The following is a 21,570-nucleotide window of genomic DNA, read 5'->3' as shown; positions in this document are numbered from 1 at the left end:
AGACTCGCCGGATGAAGCTCTACGAATTGTAGAAAGAGTTTTCTCTGTACTTCCGCATGTTTCCGCGGATGTTGCCAAGATGTGGCGCAACAAACCTCTGCCAACCCGCTTTTGCATTGGTATCTGAGGGGCATTTAGAGACATAATGTCAGTGTGACAACTGCGACTCATGCCCCAAATACGACGGCGCCACATGCGCCGAACCGCCCAAACATGGTGTCGGTGGGAACGATGGTGTGGCTCTCCAGCGAGCTCATGTTCTTCGCCGCCCTCTTCGCCATGTACTTCAGCCTCCGGGCTGCCGCGCCCGAACTATGGGCGACTGAAACTGCCAAGCTCAACGTACCGTTCGCGCTGGTTAACACCATCATCCTGGTGTCCAGCTCGTTCTCGTGCCAGCTAGGCGTGTTCCGTGCCGAAGAATTCAAGCCTCGCCGTTCCGGTGGGCTTTTCAACTTCAAGGAATGGGGAATGATTGAATGGTTCATTCTTACCTTCATCCTTGGCGCGATCTTCGTTTCGGTTCAGGCCTACGAATACGCTGTCCTCGTTAGCGAGGGCGTGGCATTCGACTCGAACTCCTACGCTTCGGCCTTCTACATTACGACCGGCTTCCACGGCATTCACGTCGCTGGTGGTCTGATTGCATTCTTGCTGATCATTGGTCGTGCGATGCTGGCTAAGAAGTTTGGTCACTTCGAAGCAACCGGCTCCATCGTCGTGTCCTACTACTGGCACTTCGTTGACGTTGTTTGGATCGCCCTGTTCGCGATCATCTACTTCTTGAAGTAGCAACTTAAATTCATTAGTTGCCTCAACAAGAAGTACGGCAACACCACACCAAAGAAACTAAGTGAGGAACCAGCAAGTGAAGGCTCTTTCGAAAAAGCGCCGCCACCCGCTCGCCGCTGTGGCCCTGCTTCTGTTCGGATTGCTGATTACCGGCAGTCTTTACACTGCAGCCGGTAACATCAGCGAAGCGAAGGCAGCTGAGACCACTTCTGCATCGCAGGCCGATGTAGAAGAAGGTCAGAAGCTTTTCGTCGCCAACTGCGCTACTTGCCACGGCATGAATGCCGAAGGCTCTGACTCCGGTCCATCGCTGATCGGCGTTGGCGCGGCTTCTGTTGACTTCCAGGTCGGCACCGGCCGTATGCCGATGCAGATGCAGGGCCCGCAGGCCCAGGTCAAGCCAGTACAGTTCGACGACGAGCAGATCTCCCAGCTGGCAGCGTATGTTGCAAGCCTGGGTGCAGGCCCAGCGATCCCTGATGAGGAATACTTGGATACCACCCAGGGCGACGCCGCCCACGGTGGCACCGTCTTCCGTGTGAACTGCGCAATGTGCCACAACGCGGCTGCTGCCGGTGGCGCGTTGACCCGCGGCAAGTTCGCACCAACCCTGACCGGTGTATCCGAGAAGCACATCTACGAAGCGATGGCTACCGGCCCACAGAACATGCCAGTGTTCAACGACTCGAACATCACCCCAGAAGAGAAGCGTGACGTTATCACCTTCCTGAAGACCATTGAAGCAAATGGTTCCGCTGGCGGTGCAGCCCTGGGCTCCCTGGGTCCAGTTGCTGAAGGCCTGTTCACCTGGACCGCAGGTCTGGGTATCATCATTGCCTTCACCATTTGGTTGACCTCGCGTCCTTCCTAAGGCAAACCCGCGGCCTCGGCCGTAACCATCACTACGTACATAAATTCCTAACAGAAGGATGAGAGAGAAACATGGGCGACCATAGTCACGGCAGTCCCGAAAACTCGGGCACCGTTGCTAAGGCTGACGATGTAGCTCAGGATCGATTCCCAGATCCGGGCTTACCACCCCATCGTCCGCGTCTCGCAGACCGCGATCCGCGCGCAGCCAAGCGACATGAGCGTCAAGTAGCGCTCCTATTTACCATCTCCATCATCGGCACGCTCTTCTTCTTCGTGGCCTACTTCGTCCTGGGCCACCTGGGCGAGATGACCTTCGCTGAACTGCGTGTGCAGAACGCTGCACTGGGACTGGGCACCGCTTTCGCGATGCTCGGTATCGGTGTGGGTATTGTTCACTGGGCCAAGACCCTGATGCCGGATCACGAGCTCATGGAAATGCGCCACGAGATCCGCTCGGAAGAAGATCGCCAGGATGCCGTCGAAATCATCGATACCGTGCTCGAAGAGTCCGGCATCAAGCGTCGTCCGCTGATCCGCAATACCCTGATCGGTGCCATCGCCTTGGCGCCAATCCCAGCAATCTTCATGTTCCGCGACCTGGATCGCACCGGTAACACCGCGAACGAGATGATCGATTCCCTGCGCCACACCATGTGGGACAAGGGCATCCGTCTGACCCGCGACCCATCTGGTACCCCGATCAAGGCTTCGGATGTGCAGATCGGTTCCGCATTCCACGTGATCCCAGAAGGCCTCAACGAGACCGAGCACCCGCTGAACGAAAAGGCCAAGGCCGTCGTTCTGCTGATGCGCATGGATCCAGCAGAAATGCAGATCTCCGAGGGACGCGAAACCTGGAACGTCGACGGCATCGTCGCATACTCCAAGATTTGCACCCACGTGGGTTGCCCGATTGCTCTGTACGAGCAGCACACCCACCACTTGCTGTGCCCTTGCCACCAGTCGACCTTCGACCTGACGCAGGAATGCAAGGTCATCTTCGGCCCAGCTGGCCACGCACTGCCACAGCTGCCAATTACCGTGGACTCCGAGGGCTACCTGGTAGCTCAGAGTGACTTCCACGAACCAGTTGGCCCGTCCTACTGGGAGCGTGGTTAATCATGACGACGACTAACGAATACCAGGCATCGACCGCTACCGGTCGCATCGCCAACTTCGTGGATTCCCGCGTCGGCGCTTCGGGCATGGTCAAGGAATTCGGTCGCAAGATCTTCCCGGACCACTGGTCGTTCATGTTCGGCGAAGTGGCAATGTACACCTTCGTACTGCTGCTGCTCTCGGGCACCTTCCTGACCTTCTTCTTCGATCCGTCCATGGCTCACGTCGTCTACGACGGCTCGTACGTACCGATGAAGGGTATCGGCATGTCGACGGCTATGGCCTCGACCATGGATATCTCCTTCGACGTGCGCGGCGGCCTGTTCATGCGACAGGTACACCACTGGTCGGCACTGCTGTTCGTCGCTTCCCTGTCCGTGCACATGCTGCGCGTATTCTTCACCGGCGCATTCCGTCGCCCACGTGAACTGAACTGGGTTGTCGGCGGCGTGCTGCTGATCATGGGTCTTGCTGCCGGCTTCACCGGCTACTCCCTGCCAGATGATCTGCTGTCCGGTAACGGCCTGCGCATTATCGATGGCGTCATGAAGGCACTGCCGATCGTCGGCACCTACCTGTCGATGTTCTTCTTCGGCGGCGAGTTCCCTGGCGATACCGTGATTCCGCGACTGTACTCGTTGCACATCATGATTGTTCCTGCGGTCATTATCTTGCTGATCGTTGTGCACCTGTTCATGGTCGTGACCCACAAGCACACCCAGTACCCTGGCCCAGGCCGCACCAACGACAACGTTGTTGGCTTCCCTGTTGGTCCGGTATACGCAGCCAAGGCCGGTGGATTCTTCTTCATCGTCTTCGGCATCGTGGCATTCATTGCTGGCCTGTTCCAGATCAACCCGGTATGGAACTACGGTCCATATGACCCATCCCCTGTTTCGGCTGGTACCCAGCCGGACTGGTACATCGGTTTCGTCGATGGCGCGCTGCGCTTGATGCCAGGTTACCTGGGCAACTTCAGCTTCGAATGGATCATTCCATTCCCATGGGGCGATAACACCCTGGTGATGTCGGTACTGCTGCCAGCACTGGTTCCTGCAGGCGCACTGTTCGCAGTGATGTTCGCATGGCCGTGGATCGAACGCTGGATCACCAAGGACAACCGCGAGCACCACCTGCTCGACCGTCCACGCAACGCTCCATTCCGAACCGCAGTGGGCGCTGCCGGCGTAGTCTTCTACTGCGTCATGTGGGCTGCTGCTTCCTCGGACTTGATCGCGACCCACTTCCACGTGTCGCTGAACGATGTCACCTACTGGCTGCGTACGCTGTTCTTCCTGGGCCCAATCTTCGCCTTCTGGTTGACTCGCCGTATCTGCCTGTCGCTGCAGCGCAAGGATCGCGAGATCGTCCTGCACGGCCGCGAAGCTGGCATCATCCAGATGTCGCCTGAGGGCGGCTTCTCGGAGAAGCACGAGGAAGTTGACGTCTACAAGCGTTACCTGCTGACCAACTACGTTGATCGCCAGTACATCCCGGCTCAGCCTGACGCAGCAGGACACGTCTCCGGTTCGGAGAAGCGTCGTGCAGCAATCTCGAAGTTCTTCTTCGAAGATCGCGTCGCCCCGGTAACCCCATCGGAGCTGGAAGCTGCTCATGCAGCCCACGGCCACCATGAGGTTGAGGGTGACACGCAGGACTCGATCGCCAAGTAATAGCGACCTGAGTTAGTCACAAAAGGAGGGACACACCTTGCGGTGTGTCCCTCCTTTCGTTAACCCGGCTTTCCCAGGGGTCCCAGTGAGCCTAGCGCCGGTGAGCGCTCCGAAGACGCATGGTGGACGCCCATCGAAATTCCAGTAGCTTAGAACGCCATCTGGCACTGCCGGGTGCTCAGGGTGGAAGGTCCGTTCCTGCTCCCCTAGCCGCGTATCGAGCTGCGCTCCCCAGTGCGGAGAAGAATTGGCCATCCTGTTTGGCACTTCAGTCAGAAATGCCGTTCGGGGCTGAGTGCTACTGCCGGCCTGCAGTGCAGCCATTCTGGATTGGCTGGAATCGAATGCTGCACGCCAATGCCAGTTGCGACTGGCGCAGCTGCCCGGTGTCGTCCCGGGCCGAACCGGAGCGGAGAGCTGCTCAGTGCATTCGTCTTTCCAGCGAAGGCCCTCCAGACTGGGGACGAGCTCAGTTCCGCAATCACGTTCGCCAAGACTTCGAATGCAGCAGTTCAGACTCCCGTTTTGGCGCTCGGCATGGCCGAGCCGATATCCAGAGCGCTCTTCCAAAGGCTGCTCCCCTGCCAGAAAGAATGCCCGGCAGGCACCATGACCTCCAGTCCTGCTTCAGAATCGTTTGAATTGGATGACGGAATAACTCTGGACGCATCGACCGGATGGCAGAATCACGCTGCAAACAAGACTGTGTGATCTAGGGATATATTGGATCTTCGCTACGGCCTATCGCACCAGTGTGGCTGGTTTCCCACTGGACAGGGCGGCTGGAGTGTCCACTTTTCAACTTCCGTCGACATTCCATGTCCTGCTGCCTTGAAGCGGCTTTGAGCTTGCGCCGCGATCTTCTTCCGTGTGCGGGAAACCTGCTTGCTCCTGCTATAGCTCCAAACCGGCGGACCAGGCTGCGGGAGTGCTTATTCAGTAGTTGATGCCCGGAACCATTTTGAACGGCAGATATGGCATCCTTGGGCATGGTTGACGGGTTTGCCTGGTACTTGCCCGTTGAAATCGAAGCAGCCGGCCGCCTGGCCAGGCCAGGCCTAGAAAGTATCGGTGTAGCGAGGCGTGCGTGTGCCCACTCGCTGCAACGGCACGAAGAGCTTGTAGCGGTCTGAGCGGTAGAGCGAAACCGAGTAGTCGGCTAGCCGATCGCCGATGTAGGCATACCGGGTGATCTGCAGGAGCGGGAAGCCTGGTTCTACGCCCAGGAGCACGGCTTGCCGCTTGCTCGCCGCAGTGCTTTCCACCTGGTCCTCACCCCATTCGAGCAAGATGCCATAGCGCTCGTGCAATGCCTGATAGAGCTTTGACGGCGGCTCGCCATCCACAAAGCCAGGCACGAGATCGGCAGGCATATAGTTCTCGTCCAGGCTCATGGGGGTGCCATCGGCCAGCAGCAGGCGCTTGAACTGGACTACGGCAGTACCCTCCTCCACCATCAGCTGCGAAGCCAAGGTGGCGCTGGCTTTGATCTCCGCGAATTCGAGTACATGGGCATCGGGAACCATGCCGCGGCGCATCATATCTTCGGAGTAGGAATGCAGGCGGACACGAAGGTCCAATTTTTCGGGCACGACGAACGTGCCGATTCCCACTACGCGTTTGAGCACTTGTTCATCCACCAAGGCATCGATGGCTTGGCGGATGGTCTTGCGGGCCACGCCGAAGTGCTCTGCCAGCACGCGTTCGGGCGGAAGCTTGTAGCCGGGTTTGCAGGCCTCGCGCGCATGGGTCTTGAGAATCTCTCGGATTTGCCGGTATTTGCTTTGCCGGCTGGCCGGATCAAGGTGCGCCTGGACATGTGGCTGCGGTGCGTGGCGCATGCTGCTTCTCCTTGATCCAAATATCCTGACGGCCTATCGCCATCGAGGAACCCCTATTAAAAGACTAACGGGACGACAAGCAAAATTGCTTGTCGTCCCGTTAGGGTTACTGCCTAGTGAGCGTGATCGCCACGGCTGTATTCGTAAACCCAGCCGGTCACGCCAACGACGGCCAAACCGGCGCCGATGAAGAAGACCCACCAGCCCACAGCGAGGCCAAGGAAGCCAATCGCTGCAGCCGAAGCCAGGACCAGTGGCCACCAGCTCCATGGGGAGAACATTCCGATATCGCCGGCGTTCTCGTGGATTTCGCCATCCACGCGGTCCTCGGGCCTGTTGCCAACGCGCTTAGCGGTGAATAGCAAGTAGCCACCTACCATCGCGGACAATGCGACCAGCATCAGCAATGCCAGGAATCCGACCCATTCGCTCCAGTTGGTCATGTAACCGTAGACAATCGCTACTGGGGTGAAGAAGAAGACGCCACCCAGGAAAATCCAGGATTCAACTTTCATCGTTACACGTCCTTCTGGTCAGCCGAGCCGAAGATCTTCGCAACCGGAGTTTCGGGGGTTACCCGTCCACTCAGTTCCGGGTGGTGCAGATCCAGTGCCGGACGCTCGGAACGGATGCGAGGGATCGAGTGGAAGTTGTGGCGTGGTGGAGGGCAAGAAGTTGCCCATTCCAGCGATGCGCCGAAGCCCCATGGATCATCTACTTCGACCTTCTTGGCGTTTCGGTGGGTTACCCACACGTTCCAGAAGAATGGAATCATCGACGCACCCAGAATGAATGCGAAGACGGTCGAAACCTGGTTCATGGTGGTGAAGCCATCTTCAGGCATGTAGTCGGCGTAGCGACGTGGCATGCCCATAACGCCCAGCCAGTGCTGGATCAGGAAGGTGCCGTGGAAGCCGATGAACAGCAACCAGAAGTGGATCTTGCCAAGACGCTCGTTGAGCATCTTGCCGGTCCACTTCGGCCACCAGAAGTAGAAGCCAGCGAACATCGCGAACACAACGGTACCGAAGACTACGTAGTGGAAGTGAGCCACAACGAAGTAGGTATCCGATACGTGGAAGTCCAGCGACGGAGCCGACAGGATAATACCGGTCAGACCGCCGAACAGGAAGGTGATCATGAAGCCCATGCTCCAGAGCATTGGGGTTTCGAAGGTGATCGAGCCGCGCCACAGGGTTCCGATCCAGTTGAAGAACTTCACACCGGTTGGAACTGCGATCAGCATGGTCATGAAGCCGAAGAACGGCAGCATTACCGAGCCAGTGACGTACATGTGGTGTGCCCACACGGAAACCGACAGTGCAGCAATCGAGATGGTCGCGAAGACCAGGCCCTTGTAGCCGAAGATCGGCTTGCGGGAGAACACTGGGAAGATCTCGGAGACGATGCCGAAGAACGGCAAAGCAATGATGTAGACCTCAGGGTGCCCGAAGAACCAGAACAGGTGCTGCCATAGTACGGCACCGCCATTCTCTGGGTCGAAGATGTGGGCACCGAAGCGGCGGTCTGCACCCAGTGCGAACAGCGCAGCTGCCAGTGGCGGGAAAGCCATCAGGACCAGCAACGAGGTGATCAAGGTGTTCCACGAGAAGATCGACATGCGCCACATGGTCATGCCAGGTGCACGCAGGCAGATGATCGTGGTGATGAAGTTGACGGCGCCAAGGATGGTACCGAAGCCCGACAGTGCAAGGCCGAAGACCCAGAGGTCTCCGCCGATTCCTGGCGAGAAGGTGGTGTTCGACAGCGGAGCGTAAGCGAACCAACCGAAGCTAGCTGCACCCTGGGGGGTGAGGTAGCCGGCCAGAGCGATCAGCGAGCCCAGCGAGAAGAACCAGAAAGCCAATGCATTCAGACGTGGGAAGGCCACATCCGGGGAACCGATCTGCAGGGGCATCATGACGTTGGCGAAACCTGCGAACAGCGGGGTTGCGAACATCAAGAGCATGACAGTGCCGTGCATGGTGAACAGCTGGTTGTACTGTTCCTTGGTCTGCAGGATCTGCATGCCTGGTTCGAACAGCTCTGCACGAATCAGCAGCGCCATAACGCCACCGACACAGAACAGGATGAACGAGCTGATCAGGTACATGTACCCGATCTTCTTGTGGTCGGTCGAAGTAATGTAGTCGACGAACAGACGACCCTTGGACTTCGGCACTACGGCTGGAGCAATCGACTTCACGTCGTCAGTTGCATATTCAAACGTTGTCATGATTACTCTCCTTCCCCGTGCTCTACTACGACGCCGTTAACAACATCTGGCTTACGGTCGTACTCTTCACCAATGTGTCCATCTTCCATCTTTGCCAGCTGAGCCTTGAACTCGGACTCATTGACAACCTCGACGTTGAAGAGCATCTCGGAGTGGTACTCGCCGCAAAGCTCGGCGCACTTTCCGTCGTAGCTGCCTTCAACCTGTGGAGTCAGGTAGATGTAGTTGGTCTTGCCTGGGATCATGTCCAGCTTCTGCAAGAAGGCTGGTACCCAGAAGGAGTGGATGACATCGCGGCTATTCAGCTCAAGGGTTACCGACTTGCCCGCTGGCAGGTACAAGGTTGGCAGTTCTTCGCGAACGCCTTCCGAGCCATCGGTGTTCAGGTGAGCCTGTTCGCCGGCGTAATACTTCTCGGTGCCCTGGTAGCTGTAGTTGAAGTCCCACGACCATTGCTTGGCTCGGACGTCGACTACGACCTCAGAATCAACAGGGGCGTTGATCTGCTTTTCCAGGGTGTTGTTGAAGCTAAAGAAGACTAGAACAAGGACCAAAGGAATGGCCGTGTAGAAGATCTCCAATGGCAGGTTGTAGCTCAGCTGACGCGGGTAACCCGTATCGTTCTTGCGGCGGCGGTAGGCGATGACGCACCAGAGCATCAATCCCCAGGTCAATACGCCGACGACAATAACAGCGATCCACGAGTTAACCCAGAAATCCTGGATTGCCCCGGTGTGGTTGGTGGTGTCGCGCTCCACGTTTGGGAGCCAACCGCGTTTTGCCTCCGCTGTACATCCCGTCAACAGCAATGCGCCAGTGCCGACTAAAGCCAGTACTTTGGCTTTAGCGGACCCGCGACTGCCGGTTCGGTCTTGCGAACTCACAGACGGCCCTTCCTCTTTGTTGGTGCAGAATGTGGTCTTCATAAGTCACCTCGTGGTTTAAACGAGTTGCACGGTGAGGTGGCTCACGAAGGGAAACATAGTTTTACTACTTAATGTAGAGCTTACCCTCTTTGGGGTCAGAATGCCGAAAAACGCCGCTGTGCTAACGAGAAATTTCTTCAACGTTTGAACAGCGGCGTTTGTTCCCTACGGCCTAGTGGAAGGAATCTCCACAGGCGCAGGAACCCGATGCGGCCGGGTTGTCGATGGTGAAGCCCTGCTTCGAGATGGTGTCCTCGAAATCAATGGACGCGCCAGCGAGGTACGGGACGCTCATCTTGTCAACGATGACCTCAACGCCATCGAAGTTGCGTACCGCGTCGCCGTCGAGCATGCGCTCATCGAAGTAAAGCTGGTAGATAAGGCCCGAGCAGCCACCTGGCTGCACGGCGATGCGGAGACGAAGATCATCCCGGCCTTCCTGTTCCAGAAGCGAGCGAACCTTGTCCGCCGCCACGTCGGAAATCTCTACCTCATGGGTTGGCACCTCAGTTGGATCGCCCTTGGTCTGGTCAACAGATGCAGTCATGATTTTCCTCCCATACTGCTCGATGCGGCACCAAGCTCCAGATTTGTTACTGGAACCGGCACCTCTGTTCTTGCTTCTATCCTACGTCGCTACGCTGAAGAATTCTTCCCCTGCGTCTCTCCGTATGACACGGTTCATAGTCCCTTGGCGTTGATCCTCGCCAGCATGAGGGCTTCAGCCTCAATTGCGTGCTGGAAGTCGCCTAGATGCAGCGACTCGTTGGCCGAGTGCGCACGCGAATCGGGATCCTCGACACCGGTCACCAGGATCTGCGCCTTCGGGAAAACTTCCAGCAAATCTGCGATGAATGGAATTGATCCACCCAGGCCCATATTCACTGGTACAACGCCCCAAGCTTGTTCAAGCGCCCAGCGCGCAGTGTCATTTGCCGAAGCGTCCAGGTTCGCCTTGTAGGCGTTGCCTGCTTCGGTGGCGACAAATTCAACCTCGGCGCCGCGAAGGTCAACGCTTTTGACGTGTGCCTCAAGGGCCTTGAGCGCATCTGCAGGATTCTGCCCTGGGGCCAGGCGCATCGATACCTTGAAACGCGTTGCCGGCAGCAAGGTATTCGACGAGTGGTCGACACTCGGGATATCCATTCCAATCACGCTCAGTGCTGGTTTATTCCACAAGCGGTCGGTGATCTTGCCGGTGCCGGCAAGCTGGAAGGATTCCAGAACGCCGGAGTCCCTGCGGAATTCGGCTTCGTCGAAGTCGACTTCAGCGATGTCGTTGGCAACCAGGCCGGCAACGGCAACAGAACCGTCTTCGTTGTGGAAGCTGGAGATCAACTTGGCGGCGAGGATCGGGCCATCGAGAACTGGTCCGCCAAACATGCCCGAGTGAACTGCATGGTTCAACGAGCGAACGGTGATCTCCGCTGCGCACATGCCGCGCAGCGAGCTGGTCAGTGCTGGGGTTCCAACCGACCAGTTGGACGAGTCGGCAACTACGATCACATCTGCTGCCAACTTGTCCTGATGGGCTTCGAGGAAGTTGCGGAATGATGGGGATCCTGCTTCTTCCTCCCCCTCGAAGAAGTAGGTTACGCCGACGCCGAAATCGCCAATGAGGTCCAGCACGGCGCGCATCGCCGCGATGTGGACCATGATGCCGGCCTTGTCGTCAGCGGCACCGCGGCCGAACAGCCGGTCCCCTACCTTCGTGGCTTCGAATACCGGGGTGTTCCAGTCCGCCGCGTTGCCAGGAGGCTGGACGTCGTGGTGTGCGTACAGGAGCACGGTTGGCTTTCCGGGTGCCGCCTTGCGCTGGGCTACCACGGCAGGCGCGCCCATAGCGCCGTTCTGCGCAGGCTCGCGCAGGATTTCCACGGTCTCCATCCCGGCCGACTTGGCCAATTCGGCCACTGCCGCAGCCGATTTTTCCAGGTTCTGCGGGTCGAAGGATTCCCATGCGATGCTCGGGATCGCGACCAGGGAAGTGAGCTCTTCGAGGATCTTCTCGAAGTTCGTGTCGATGTGGCTTTTTAGCGCGGCAATATCGACGCCGCTTGAAACAGCGTCGAAGGTAGTATTTTCGGTCATGCCTTCAGCCTAGCAATTCCTCGCGTATCGAATGTCACGCCGCTAACTATTTCCGGCTAGAATAGAGGGGTGTTTGGACGTAAGAAGGATGAACCTCAATCCCCCGTAAATGTGGAGTCTGCCCAGCAGGCCCCGGAAACAACCGACGGCCGCAAGACTGGTCCAACGCCCAAGCGCAATGCGCAGCAGGCGAACCGTCAGCGCCCGTTGGTTCCTACCGATCGCAAGGCCGCTAAGGAAGCCCAGCGTCAACAGCGTGTTGAAGCGCAGAATCGTTTGCGCTTAGCCAACGAAACTGGCGATGAACGCTACCTGATGCCACGCGACAAGGGTGAGCAGAAGCGCTACACCCGTAACTTCATTGACTCTCGCTGGATGTTCGGCGAGTTCATGATGTTCATCATCCTGGCCTTCTTGGTTGTCTCGCTGGTGTTCCAGCGCAACCTGCAGATCCAGATGTTTGTGCAGGCAGCCCTCTGGGTTGTTATCGCACTGATCATCATCGAAGCAATTGTGACGACCATCCTCTTGAAGAAGCGCCTGGTCGCCAAGTTCGGCCACATGGAAAAGGGCGTACGCATGTACGCGGCAATGCGTGGAATGCAGTTCCGCAAATTGCGCCTGCCAAAGCCACAGGTCAAGCGCGGCGCAAATATCGACTAGTCGATACCGCTAGACCGCAAAGGGGCAAGCTCGCTGAGCTTGCCCCTTTCTAGTTAATTGCTTGGTTGAATAACAATGTTCAAATTTTGTGGAGCCAACTACAAGGTGATGCAAATTCTGCGATAGGAATATCGTTGCCGCGACGCATTTCTGCCAATCCTGTCCGTGCTCGCAGCATGCGGCCTTGTTGGCTCCGATACAAGGATTCATCCCGGTCGGCAACCGTTATTGCCACCTTCTCCCCTAGCGCGGCTGCCCTTGCCTAGTCTTCTGATCCAAGTTGCGTTCAAAGCTGTTGCAGGCAGGACGTACGCAGAAGATGGGCCCGGTTAACGCGGAATGGCTCCGATTCTTCGCGAATCGGAACCATTCCGGAGCATTTGGGAAATTCCACTCCAAAGAACTAGAGCATGCGCTCCAGGTCCTTATTGATCGAACGTGCCCAGAACGGACCCTCGTAGAGGAATGCGGTGTAACCCTGTACCAGGTCCGCGCCGGCGTCCAGGCGTTCCTTCACATCCGCGGCATTTTCCACGCCGCCGACGGCGATCAGAGCCATCTCGGCCGGAACAAGTGCACGCAACTGGCGAAGAACTTCAAGCGATCGCTGCTTGAGCGGAGCGCCAGATAGCCCGCCGGCGCCAATCTCTTCAACCTTGGACGCATCGCTGGTCAAGTTCTCGCGACCGATGGTCGTATTGGTGGCAATAATGCCGTCGAGTTCAAGTTCCATGGCCAAGCGTGCAACGTCAGCGACATCCTCATCGCTAAGATCGGGAGCAATCTTGACCAGCAAGGGAATATGGCGGCCGGCAACCTTGTCAGCCAACTGGCCGACTTCCGAAAGCAGCGGACGAAGAGAGTCAACGCTCTGGAGCAGGCGCAGACCCGGGGTGTTGGGGCTCGAAACATTGACGACCAGGTAATCTGCGTGGATCGCCAGCTGGCGGGTGGACGCCAGGTAATCCCCTACCGCGTCTTCCAGCTCTACAACCTTGGTCTTGCCGATATTCACGCCGATGACCGGGCGGGTTCCAGCGTAACCAGTCTTGAGCTCTTGGCGAGAACTGGCGACACGGGCAGCGACAGTTTCGGCGCCTTCGTTGTTGAAGCCCATCCGGTTGATTACCGCGCGGTCCTCAACCAAGCGGAAGAGCCGCGGTTGCGGGTTGCCGGACTGGGCCTGTCCGGTGACGGTTCCGATTTCAACATGGCCGAAACCGATATCGCTCAACGCCAGGATTCCGGTGGCGCCCTTGTCGAAGCCAGCAGCCAATCCGAATGGGGACGGGAAGTCGATGCCCATAACGGTGCGCTTCAGCTTGGGTGCCGGAGCGAAGAACTTGCGAGCTGCCTTAGTGAGCCCTGCGCGTTGCGCAATCTTGATCGCGTTGAATGCAAAATGGTGAGCCTGTTCAGGATCCATCTTGGTGAACACGTGCTTGAAGACCAGTGGGTATATGCGCATGGAACCATTTTCCCGTGAAGAACCCGAAACAGACAACTTGAGATGGGTAGTATTCAAGATATGAAGCACTTCGTTGTTCCAGAAAGCAGCAGTTGGCCAGACTTTATGTCTTCAACTAGGCCGGGGCAATGGGTCGAAGATCCCCTCGGGCCTGATTTTGAGCACCAAACCTTGGATTTCGGCGTCGATGCGGAAGGACCGGCCGTCGCGACCTTGGTCCGCTATTGCCCGGCTGGATTCAGGAATCGGCTCGGACGACGAGCCCAGGGAATTGTTCTGAGCGTGCATGGCTGGAGCGATTATTTTTACAACCGCGAACTGGCAGCTTTCTGGCATCACCATGGATACCACTTCTACGCACTTGATCTACGCAGGCATGGACGCAGTCTGAGAGCCGAACATGCATTGCCTGGTTATGTCGATGACTTGGCGGACTTCGATGAGGAGCTCAATGCGAGCTTGGAACTGCTGCGTAATGAGCATCCTCAATTACCGGTGGTTGCCCAAGGGCACTCGACGGGCGGCTTGATCCTCAGCTTGTGGCTTGCGCGCCAAGCGCCGGGCATTAAAGCTCTGGTCCTGAATGCTCCATGGCTTGAGTTTCAGGGAACGGCCTTCCTGCGCATTCCTTTTCACGGCCTAATGGAAGCGATCACTCGCACGAATCCGCGCAGGAAGCTCAACGGACCAGAATTCGATCATTACTGGCAATCGCTAAGTACTGATAGCCATGGCCAGTGGGACGTTCATCGGCTATGGCGACCACGGATCGCTTTTCCGAACACCGCGGGATGGCTGAAAACGATATTCGATGGCCATGCCCTAGTTGCGAAGGGGCTGAAACTTCAACAGCCGATCTTCGTCCTCACCTCGGATCGCACCCATATCGGCACGAGCTACTCCCCTGACATGCAGCACTGCGATTCGGTACTCGACGTTCAGCAAACGCGCCTGCGGGCGTTGAAACTAGGCAGTTTCGTTACTTTGTCCGAAATTCCGGGCGCAATGCACGATGTGTTCACCTCCGCTGAGCCCGCCAGATCCGCAGCATATCGAGACCTAAGCCTCTGGTTGCGATTGGTGGGAACAGCGCTGAAAACGTCCTAGGCCTGTGGCTTGTCGATAGCTCCGCCGTAACGGCGATCGCGTTTGGCATATTCTTCTACGGCGGTAAAGAGCGTTCGCCGGTCGACATCCGGCCAAAGCTGGTCGAGGAAGACCATCTCTGCGTATGCCGACTGCCACAGCAGGAAGTTGCTTGTGCGTTGCTCGCCACTGGTTCGGAGGAAAAGATCCACATCAGGCAGTTCCGGAGCATGCAGGTATTTGGCGATAGTCTTTTCGCCAACCGAGCTAGCGCGAAGCCTGCCGGCTGCAACATCCTGGGCAATCGCGCTGACAGCGTCGCCTAGTTCTGCGCGCCCGCCGTAGTTCACGCACATGGTCAGCTGGCAACCCAAGTTGTCTTTGGTGAGTTCTTCGGCTTCCTTGAGTTCATTGATAACCGATTTCCAGAGCTTGGGTTCTCGACCCGACCAGCGTATGCGGACGCCCCATGAGTTCAACGTATCGCGTTGGCGGCGCAGAACATCACGTGAGAAGCCCATCAGGAAGCGCACTTCCTCAGGGCTGCGCTTCCAGTTCTCGGTTGAGAACGCGTAGACAGAGACGTACTTGACGCCCAGCTCCACGGCTCCGGCCACCACATCAAGCAAAGCTGCTTCGCCTGCACGGTGCCCCTCGGTACGAGGCAATCCCCGCTGGTTCGCCCAACGTCCATTGCCATCCATGACGATAGCTACGTGTTCAGGGATGAGTTCCTGCGGAATGGCGGGCATCTGCGGATGATCCGGATGCGCATAAGGAGCAACTGGGCCTCGGCGGCCGGTGATCTTAGGAAGCTTCTTCAATTTCTCTCCACAAGACGTAGGGAATTCACGGCACGCTCAAGGTGCCACTGCAAGTAGTTGGCCACGATATCTGCAGCTTGCTTGCGCGCTCGAGGTCCTGCTTCTGCCACGGTGGACCAGTCCCCTTCCAGCAGCGCCTGCAGATATTCAATGGTGACGGGATGCGGCGATAACGATCCAGAGGGACGGCATTCGGGGCAGACGACGCCGCCAAGCTGGACGTGGAGCGCTTGATGCGGGCCAGGCTTGCCGCAGCGCACGCAGTCGGTAAAGGACGGCGCCCAACCAGCAACCGAGAGGGCCCGCAAGATGTAGGAGTCCAGCACGGCTCCGGAATCGACTCGCTGCTTGGATAACAGGGCGATCGCACCGTGGAAGAGCTGATACTGCTGGAGGGATGAATCGCTTTCTGTTTCCAGCAGTTTTTCAGCGATCTCCGACATGGCGTTGGCCACCGTGTAGCTCGGGTAATCCATGACCAGCAATTGGCCGTATGGATTTCGAAGCTGTGCCTGCGAGACGATATCGAGATTGCGGCCCATCACCAGAAGCGCGTCGACTTCCATGAACGGTTCCAGCGTGGCGCCCATCCGCGACGACGTCCGGCGTACGCCCTTAGCCACCGCACGGACAATCCCATTGGGTGTCAGCAGGGTGATGATGCGATCGGCTTCTCCCAGCTTGTGGGTACGCAAAACCAAACCACGGGTGTGGTAGCTCTTGGAAGCGAAACCTGATCTGGACACGGACAATATTCTCCCACTTCAACTCCCAAAGTTCTGAATCCAACGATTCCTATGGGTGTCGATTCGTCCCTGGGCGCGGTAGCTGCAGGAGCAACCCGGCATCTACCGGGCCCGAGGAAAAGGGGTTCAAGGTGTCTCTCGACTTGAATTGAGCGGGAACACCGACAGCGACGCAGTTATCAGGCAGGTCAGTAGCGACCACGACATTCGCTCCTATATTGCACCGGCTACCTACTTGCACGCCACGCAATACCGTGGCACCGGATCCAATCATGCAGTCGCTGCCGATGACGGTTGTAGCTGGACCGGCAGACCCGGCTGCCGCGATAGTGGCCCCCTGGTAAATCAATGTTCTGGATCCAATTACCGTATTAGGCCCGATAACGACACCAGTGCCGTGATCGATGAGAACGGGACTGCCAATAACAGCAGAGGGATGGATGTCGATTTGCGTCAATGATCGGGCAATGAGCCTGATGATTTTCGACAGACCCCTGGTTGTCTTGCGCTGCCACAGCTGGTGAGTAACCCGATGCATCCAGATCGCGTGCAAGCCCGTTGAAGTAGTTGCCGTGGCCAATAGTCCTTGTGCTGCCGGATCGCCCGCAATGACCGCGCGGATTTCATCCATGAAACGGGGCAAAGCTCTTCCCTTTCCTCGTCGGCGCTTGCTTGCCAGCCGCCCTGGCAGTATATGGAAGGCAAAACGCCACGGCCAGCGTGGTGAGGCTGGCCGTGGCGTTGAGCTGGCAACAAGGTGGTGCCGCAGACCTACTTGCTGTCGCGGATCGCGCGGTTGACGGCCGAAACTACGGCCTTCAGTGCTGCAATGTTGGTATTGGTGTCCAGGCCAATGCCCCACAGGATGCGATCGCCCACGGCGCATTCGACGAATGCGGCTGCGCGGGCGTTGCCGCCTTCGCTCATGGCGTGCTCGGAGTAGTCCAGCACGCGCAGATCCACGCCATCATCGTTGAGCAGCTTGACCAGCGCGGAGACCGGACCGTTGCCCTGGGCGCTGCGCTCATGGGCCACGCCGTCGATGATCAGCTTGGTATCCAGGCGGAAGCTTCCGTCCTCCGCCGAAGCCGCGGTCGCCGAAGCAATCTGGTAGTAGCCCCAGGGACTCATGCCCGAATCTTCGCTGACCGGCAGGTACTCATCCTGGAAAACGTCCCAGATGCGCTGCGAGGAGATCTCGCCGCCCTCGGTATCGGTCTTGCGCTGGATGACGCCGGAGAACTCGATCTGCGCGCGGCGCGGCAGGTCCAAGTTGTAGTCGTTCTTCAGCAGGTAAGCAACCCCGCCCTTGCCGGACTGCGAGTTCACGCGGATCACGGCCTCGTAGGAACGGCCGATGTCCTTCGGGTCGATCGGCAGGTACGGAACAGCCCAGACCAGGTCGTTGATGTCCTTGCCTTCAGCCGAAGCCTTGGCTTCCATCGCTTCCAGGCCCTTCTTGATCGCGTCCTGGTGCGAACCGGAGAAGGCGGTGAAGACCAGATCTCCGCCGTACGGGCTGCGTTCAGCCACTGGCAGCTGGTTGCAGTACTCGACGGTGCGGCGGATGTGGTCCATGTCCGAGAAATCGATCTGCGGGTCGATGCCCTGGCCGAACATGTTCATGCCCAAGGTCACCAGGTCGACGTTGCCGGTGCGTTCGCCGTTGCCGAACAGGCAGCCTTCGATGCGGTCGGCGCCGGCCAGGTAGCCCAGTTCTGCCGCGGCCACTCCGGTGCCGCGGTCGTTGTGCGGGTGCAGCGAGAGGATGATCGAGTCGCGGTTGGCCAGGTTGCGGTGCATCCACTCGATGGAGTCGGCGTACACGTTCGGGGTAGCCATTTCCACCGTGGCCGGCAGGTTCAGGATCATCTTGTTTTCCGGGGTCGCTTCCAGCACCTCGGCTACGGCCTCGGAAATGCGCTTGGCGAAGGCCAGCTCGGTCCCGGTGTAGGACTCTGGCGAGTACTCGTAGGTGATCTTGGTGCCGGTCAGCTGCTCTTCGTACTTCTTGCACAACCGGGCGCCCTGGACGGCGATGTCCACGATGCCGTCTTCGTCCTGGCGGAAGACGACTTCGCGCTGCAGGATCGAGGTGGAGTTGTACAGGTGGACGATGGCCTGTTTGGCGCCCTCCAGCGCTTCGTAGGTGCGCTCGATCAGGTGCTCGCGGGACTGGGTGAGCACCTGGATGGTCACGTCATCGGGAATGCCGCGCTCGATCAGCTGGCGGACAAAGTCGAAGTCGGTCTGCGAAGCCGACGGGAAGCCGACCTCGATTTCCTTGAAGCCCATTTCGACCAGCAGGTCGAACATCTTGTGCTTGCGCTCCGGGCTCATCGGATCGATCAGCGCCTGGTTGCCATCTCGCAGGTCGACCGCGCACCAGCGCGGGGCCTTGGTGATGTACTTGTCGGGCCACGTGCGATCGGGCAGATTGACCTCGATCTGATCCTGGAATGGAACATACTTGTGGATTGGCATGTTCGAAGATTTCTGCATGTTCTGCATTTCTGTGGGTCCCCTAGACAAAATTAGTGCTTAGTTTGTGGGGCCAGACAAGAGCTACTCCGCGACGAGGGGTCGGCCTGTAGACCACTAGCGGTCCTTTGGATCCTCGCAGCGGCTAAGTAGTAGTAGAAGCTCGAAATGCACGAAATGAGCATAGCACCGCTCTTTGTAGGCAAGTGAAACTTATGTCACTTGCGTGTCACATAGTGGACGTTCGCCTTGCGCAAGGCGGCGGACAGGATGCCCAAGCAGGCGAACAATGGGGCTCATGGAGCTAAGCACCAGGGAGGTCCATGGATGGAGGCGATCAGCATCGGCGCTGGAATCCATGGGCTGCGTACCGGTGCTTCTCCCGCGGAAAGGCTGGCCCGGGAGATCCAGAGTGCGGGCCAAGCAGCCGGTTAACCAGCTCGTCCCCCAAAACCGGTCTGGTCTTGAGGGACGAACAGCGCATTTTCCAGCGCTGAAGTGCGCAGCCTAGAAGCCGAGGCGTCCAAGCTGCTTCGGGTCGCGCTGCCAATCCTTGGCAACCTTCACATGCAGGTCCAGGTAGACCTTGGTGCCCAGCAGCTTCTCGATGCCCTGGCGGGCGTTGGTGCCGACCTCGCGCAGGCGCGAACCGCCACGGCCAATGATGATGGCCTTCTGGCTGGAGCGCTCAACGAAGAGCGAGACGTGGATGTCGATCAGCGGATTGCTTTCGCTGCGTCCTTCGCGGGGAACCATCTCTTCGACGACGACGGCCAGCGAGTGCGGCAGTTCGTCGCGCACGCCTTCAAGGGCGGCTTCGCGAATCAGCTCGGAAACCATCTTGGCTTCCGGCTCGTCGGTCAGCTCGCCGTCCGGGTACAGCGGCGGGCCCACTGGCAGGTGCTCTGCCAGCACGTTGGCCACCTCTTCGACCTGGAATTCCTTGACAGCCGAGACCGGAACGATTGCGGCGAAGCCGTTCTCGCCGAAGTTCTGGGTGCCCATCTCGGCCACCGCAACCAGCTGCTGCGCGAGCTGTTCGCGGTCCACCAGGTCAGCCTTGGTGACCAGGGCGATGATCGGCTTGCGCTGCAGCTGAGCCAGCTGCGTGGCGATGTAGCGGTCGCCCGGGCCGATCTTCTCATTGGCCGGGATGCAGAAGCCGATCGCGTCCACCTCGGAGAGGGTGTCGGCGACCAGGTCATTCAGGCGCTGGCCGAGCAAGGTGCGCGGACGGTGCAGGCCCGGGGTATCGACCAGGATCAACTGCGCATCCTCGCGGTGCACGATACCGCGGATGGTGTGGCGGGTAGTCTGCGGCTTGGCCGAGGTGATGGCCACCTTCTGGCCCACCAGCGCATTGGTCAGGGTGGACTTGCCGGCATTCGGGCGGCCTACGAAAGAGGTGAAGCCGGAGCGGAAGCCCTCAGGCCATCCGCTGGATGCAAGCAGGTTGTGGTTTTCACTCATGTGAGGAATCCTCGTCGTTCTCAATATGGTCGGATGCATCTGTTTCCAGACGCTCTACATGGATTTTGCCGATACGGTTGCGGCGGCCCGCGAGGGCTACCACGGTCAGGCGCAGGCCGTGCACTTCAGCGGTGGAACCGAGTACCGGCACCGATTCCAAGGCCTTGGAGAGCAGGCCGCCGACGGTGTCGACGTCCTCTTCCTCGATGTGCATGTCGAAGTGGTCGGCAATATCGTCAATGGATGCCGCCGCCACGGCGAAAATCGACCCGTCAGGGTTCTGGATCAATTCGGCCCTCGAACGATCATACTCGTCATCGATTTCGCCAACGATTTCCTCAAGCAGGTCTTCCAGGGTCACCAGGCCCGCGGTGCCGCCGTACTCGTCGATGACGATGGCCAGGTGGATGGATTCCTGCTGCAGTTCCTGCATCAGCTCTGCTGCCGACTTCGATTCGGGAACAAAGCGGACCTTTCGCGCCAATTCGGCCAGGGTCCGGGCCTGCTGCAGACCGTGGATCTCGCGGATCAGGTCCTTGAGGTAGATGATGCCCTGGATATCATCGGTGTCCTCGCCGATCAGCGGGATGCGGGAGAAGCCCGAGGCGATGAACAGGTCCATGGCGCTGTGGAAGGAATGATCCGCATCCAGCACCACCATGTCGGTGCGCGGCACCATCACCGAACGAACGCTGGTCTCCTCCAAGTCGATCACCGAGGAAATCAGTTCGGCCGATTCCTCATCCAGGTCCTCGCCTTCGGAGGCGCGATCCACCAGATCACGCAGTCGTTCCTTGCCCAGGTAGCCGTCGCCATCCACGCCGCCGGGGCTCAGCGCCTTGGCGATGGATGCCAACCACGTGGTGATGGGTCCGAGCACCAGGCGCAGGAAGCGGACCAGGGTGGCGGTGGACTGCACGACGTTCTGGGCGTTGGAACGCCCGTAGCGACGTGGCGACACGCTGACCAGGACGAATCCCAAGGCGGCCATCGCAATAGTGGAGATCATGCCGATCAGCCACACATTCTCGATCCACTGCGAAACGAGCAGGGCTACAGCGACAGCGGAAGCGGTCTCGAACCAGATCCGCCAGAACTTCACTGCCTGGGCGTGGGTTTCTGTTTCATCCAGAATTGCGGACAGCGATTTGGAATTGGACTCGGCGCGCAGGCGTTCAGCAGCGTGCCGGGATAATGCGTAGAAGGCTGAGTCTGCGGCAGTCAGCACGGCCGAGAAGGCCATGAAAACAAGGGCGAGAATCAGCAAAATTATTTCCACGG

The 21,570-nt window shown here is 58.5% G+C and carries 19 protein-coding genes; 6 read left to right on the top strand and 13 right to left on the bottom strand.

Annotation, left to right across the window (positions count from 1 at the left end; translation table 11 throughout):
- The first annotated feature begins 153 nt into the window (after positions 1-153).
- From ctaE to qcrB, 4 genes are all read left to right on the top strand, one after another.
- Positions 154-792: an aa3-type cytochrome oxidase subunit III gene (gene ctaE, locus M2368_RS04115; protein ID WP_105658353.1), complete on the top strand. Its 639-nt coding sequence runs from the start codon at positions 154-156 to the stop codon at positions 790-792.
- A gap of 76 nt (positions 793-868) precedes the next feature.
- Entirely contained in the window at positions 869-1,663 is a 795-nt protein-coding gene (gene qcrC / locus M2368_RS04110) for a cytochrome bc1 complex diheme cytochrome c subunit (RefSeq protein ID WP_105658352.1), read from the top strand.
- 71 nt (positions 1,664-1,734) lie between these two features.
- Positions 1,735-2,784, top strand: coding sequence for a cytochrome bc1 complex Rieske iron-sulfur subunit (qcrA, locus tag M2368_RS04105; protein ID WP_105658351.1), 1,050 nt, complete (start codon positions 1,735-1,737; stop codon positions 2,782-2,784).
- A gap of 2 nt (positions 2,785-2,786) precedes the next feature.
- Positions 2,787-4,457 (top strand): cytochrome bc1 complex cytochrome b subunit, encoded by a 1,671-nt coding sequence (qcrB, locus tag M2368_RS04100; protein WP_105658350.1) that lies wholly within the window; start codon positions 2,787-2,789, stop codon positions 4,455-4,457.
- 1,058 nt (positions 4,458-5,515) lie between these two features.
- Here qcrB and M2368_RS04095 read toward each other — a convergent pair.
- The 6 genes from M2368_RS04095 to M2368_RS04070 form a co-directional block, all read right to left on the bottom strand.
- Complete coding sequence (locus tag M2368_RS04095; protein WP_105658348.1) at positions 5,516-6,298, bottom strand: GntR family transcriptional regulator; 783 nt, start codon at positions 6,296-6,298, stop codon at positions 5,516-5,518.
- 113 nt (positions 6,299-6,411) lie between these two features.
- Positions 6,412-6,813, bottom strand: a complete 402-nt coding sequence (locus M2368_RS04090) for a cytochrome c oxidase subunit 4 (protein WP_105658347.1) — start codon at positions 6,811-6,813, stop codon at positions 6,412-6,414.
- Between the two features lie 2 nt (positions 6,814-6,815).
- Positions 6,816-8,534, bottom strand: coding sequence for an aa3-type cytochrome oxidase subunit I (gene ctaD, locus M2368_RS04085; protein ID WP_105658346.1), 1,719 nt, complete (start codon positions 8,532-8,534; stop codon positions 6,816-6,818).
- A 2-nt stretch (positions 8,535-8,536) separates the two neighbouring features.
- Positions 8,537-9,418 carry an aa3-type cytochrome oxidase subunit II gene (ctaC, locus tag M2368_RS04080; protein WP_105658345.1) on the bottom strand — a complete coding sequence of 294 codons (882 nt, stop codon included), beginning with the start codon at positions 9,416-9,418 and terminating at the stop codon, positions 8,537-8,539.
- 214 nt (positions 9,419-9,632) lie between these two features.
- Positions 9,633-10,007: a HesB/IscA family protein gene (locus M2368_RS04075; protein ID WP_105658344.1), complete on the bottom strand. Its 375-nt coding sequence runs from the start codon at positions 10,005-10,007 to the stop codon at positions 9,633-9,635.
- A 134-nt stretch (positions 10,008-10,141) separates the two neighbouring features.
- Positions 10,142-11,551: a dipeptidase gene (locus M2368_RS04070; RefSeq protein ID WP_402734827.1), complete on the bottom strand. Its 1,410-nt coding sequence runs from the start codon at positions 11,549-11,551 to the stop codon at positions 10,142-10,144.
- A gap of 69 nt (positions 11,552-11,620) precedes the next feature.
- On the opposite strand from M2368_RS04070, the gene M2368_RS04065 reads away from it, so the two are divergent.
- Complete coding sequence (locus M2368_RS04065; protein WP_105658342.1) at positions 11,621-12,214, top strand: DUF3043 domain-containing protein; 594 nt, start codon at positions 11,621-11,623, stop codon at positions 12,212-12,214.
- Positions 12,215-12,617: 403 nt separating this feature from the next.
- On the opposite strand, the gene M2368_RS04060 is transcribed toward M2368_RS04065, so the two are convergent.
- A complete protein-coding gene (locus M2368_RS04060) occupies positions 12,618-13,682 on the bottom strand; it encodes a quinone-dependent dihydroorotate dehydrogenase (protein ID WP_332498532.1) in 1,065 nt (354 codons plus the stop codon).
- A gap of 60 nt (positions 13,683-13,742) precedes the next feature.
- Here M2368_RS04060 and M2368_RS04055 point away from each other — a divergent pair, with 60 nt between their 5' ends.
- Positions 13,743-14,789 carry an alpha/beta hydrolase gene (locus M2368_RS04055; protein WP_181148993.1) on the top strand — a complete coding sequence of 349 codons (1,047 nt, stop codon included), beginning with the start codon at positions 13,743-13,745 and terminating at the stop codon, positions 14,787-14,789.
- On the opposite strand, the gene M2368_RS04050 is transcribed toward M2368_RS04055, so the two are convergent.
- From M2368_RS04050 to M2368_RS04025, 6 genes are all read right to left on the bottom strand, one after another.
- Positions 14,786-15,592: an isoprenyl transferase gene (locus M2368_RS04050; protein ID WP_133833358.1), complete on the bottom strand. Its 807-nt coding sequence runs from the start codon at positions 15,590-15,592 to the stop codon at positions 14,786-14,788. The two genes, M2368_RS04055 and M2368_RS04050, sit on opposite strands and share 4 nt — an antisense overlap.
- Positions 15,589-16,338, bottom strand: coding sequence for a DNA repair protein RecO (gene recO / locus M2368_RS04045; protein WP_498724034.1), 750 nt, complete (start codon positions 16,336-16,338; stop codon positions 15,589-15,591). The genes M2368_RS04050 and recO overlap by 4 nt, the downstream gene beginning before the upstream one ends.
- 49 nt (positions 16,339-16,387) lie before the next feature.
- Positions 16,388-16,876 (bottom strand): serine O-acetyltransferase, encoded by a 489-nt coding sequence (locus M2368_RS04040; RefSeq protein ID WP_498724188.1) that lies wholly within the window; start codon positions 16,874-16,876, stop codon positions 16,388-16,390.
- Between the two features lie 233 nt (positions 16,877-17,109).
- Positions 17,110-18,849 carry a 2-isopropylmalate synthase gene (gene leuA / locus M2368_RS04035; RefSeq protein WP_105661283.1) on the bottom strand — a complete coding sequence of 580 codons (1,740 nt, stop codon included), beginning with the start codon at positions 18,847-18,849 and terminating at the stop codon, positions 17,110-17,112.
- 477 nt (positions 18,850-19,326) lie between these two features.
- Positions 19,327-20,289 (bottom strand): GTPase Era, encoded by a 963-nt coding sequence (gene era / locus M2368_RS04030; RefSeq protein ID WP_105658337.1) that lies wholly within the window; start codon positions 20,287-20,289, stop codon positions 19,327-19,329.
- Positions 20,282-21,568 (bottom strand): hemolysin family protein, encoded by a 1,287-nt coding sequence (locus M2368_RS04025; protein WP_105658336.1) that lies wholly within the window; start codon positions 21,566-21,568, stop codon positions 20,282-20,284. The genes era and M2368_RS04025 overlap by 8 nt, the downstream gene beginning before the upstream one ends.
- Positions 21,569-21,570: the final 2 nt, after the last annotated feature.

Origin of the sequence: Arthrobacter sp. JUb119, assembly GCF_024807995.1 — a bacterium.
Taxonomy (GTDB): Bacteria; Actinomycetota; Actinomycetes; order Actinomycetales; family Micrococcaceae; genus Glutamicibacter.
The sequence above is the reverse complement of the archived record's forward strand: the minus strand, read 5'-3'. Positions and strand labels throughout refer to the sequence as shown.

What these genes read in the sequence shown, in the direction of transcription:
- qcrA (WP_105658351.1), top strand. Translation starts at nt 1,735, where the DNA reads ATGGGCGACCATAGTCACGGCAGTCCCGAAAACTCGGGCACCGTTGCT.
- qcrB (WP_105658350.1), top strand. Translation starts at nt 2,787, where the DNA reads ATGACGACGACTAACGAATACCAGGCATCGACCGCTACCGGTCGCATC.
- M2368_RS04095 (WP_105658348.1), bottom strand. Translation starts at nt 6,298, where the DNA reads ATGCGCCACGCACCGCAGCCACATGTCCAGGCGCACCTTGATCCGGCC.
- M2368_RS04090 (WP_105658347.1), bottom strand. Translation starts at nt 6,813, where the DNA reads ATGAAAGTTGAATCCTGGATTTTCCTGGGTGGCGTCTTCTTCTTCACC.
- ctaD (WP_105658346.1), bottom strand. Translation starts at nt 8,534, where the DNA reads ATGACAACGTTTGAATATGCAACTGACGACGTGAAGTCGATTGCTCCA.
- M2368_RS04075 (WP_105658344.1), bottom strand. Translation starts at nt 10,007, where the DNA reads ATGACTGCATCTGTTGACCAGACCAAGGGCGATCCAACTGAGGTGCCA.
- M2368_RS04070 (WP_402734827.1), bottom strand. Translation starts at nt 11,551, where the DNA reads ATGACCGAAAATACTACCTTCGACGCTGTTTCAAGCGGCGTCGATATT.
- M2368_RS04060 (WP_332498532.1), bottom strand. Translation starts at nt 13,682, where the DNA reads ATGCGCATATACCCACTGGTCTTCAAGCACGTGTTCACCAAGATGGAT.
- M2368_RS04055 (WP_181148993.1), top strand. Translation starts at nt 13,743, where the DNA reads ATGAAGCACTTCGTTGTTCCAGAAAGCAGCAGTTGGCCAGACTTTATG.
- M2368_RS04040 (WP_498724188.1), bottom strand. Translation starts at nt 16,876, where the DNA reads ATGCATCGGGTTACTCACCAGCTGTGGCAGCGCAAGACAACCAGGGGT.
- leuA (WP_105661283.1), bottom strand. Translation starts at nt 18,849, where the DNA reads ATGCAGAACATGCAGAAATCTTCGAACATGCCAATCCACAAGTATGTT.
- era (WP_105658337.1), bottom strand. Translation starts at nt 20,289, where the DNA reads ATGAGTGAAAACCACAACCTGCTTGCATCCAGCGGATGGCCTGAGGGC.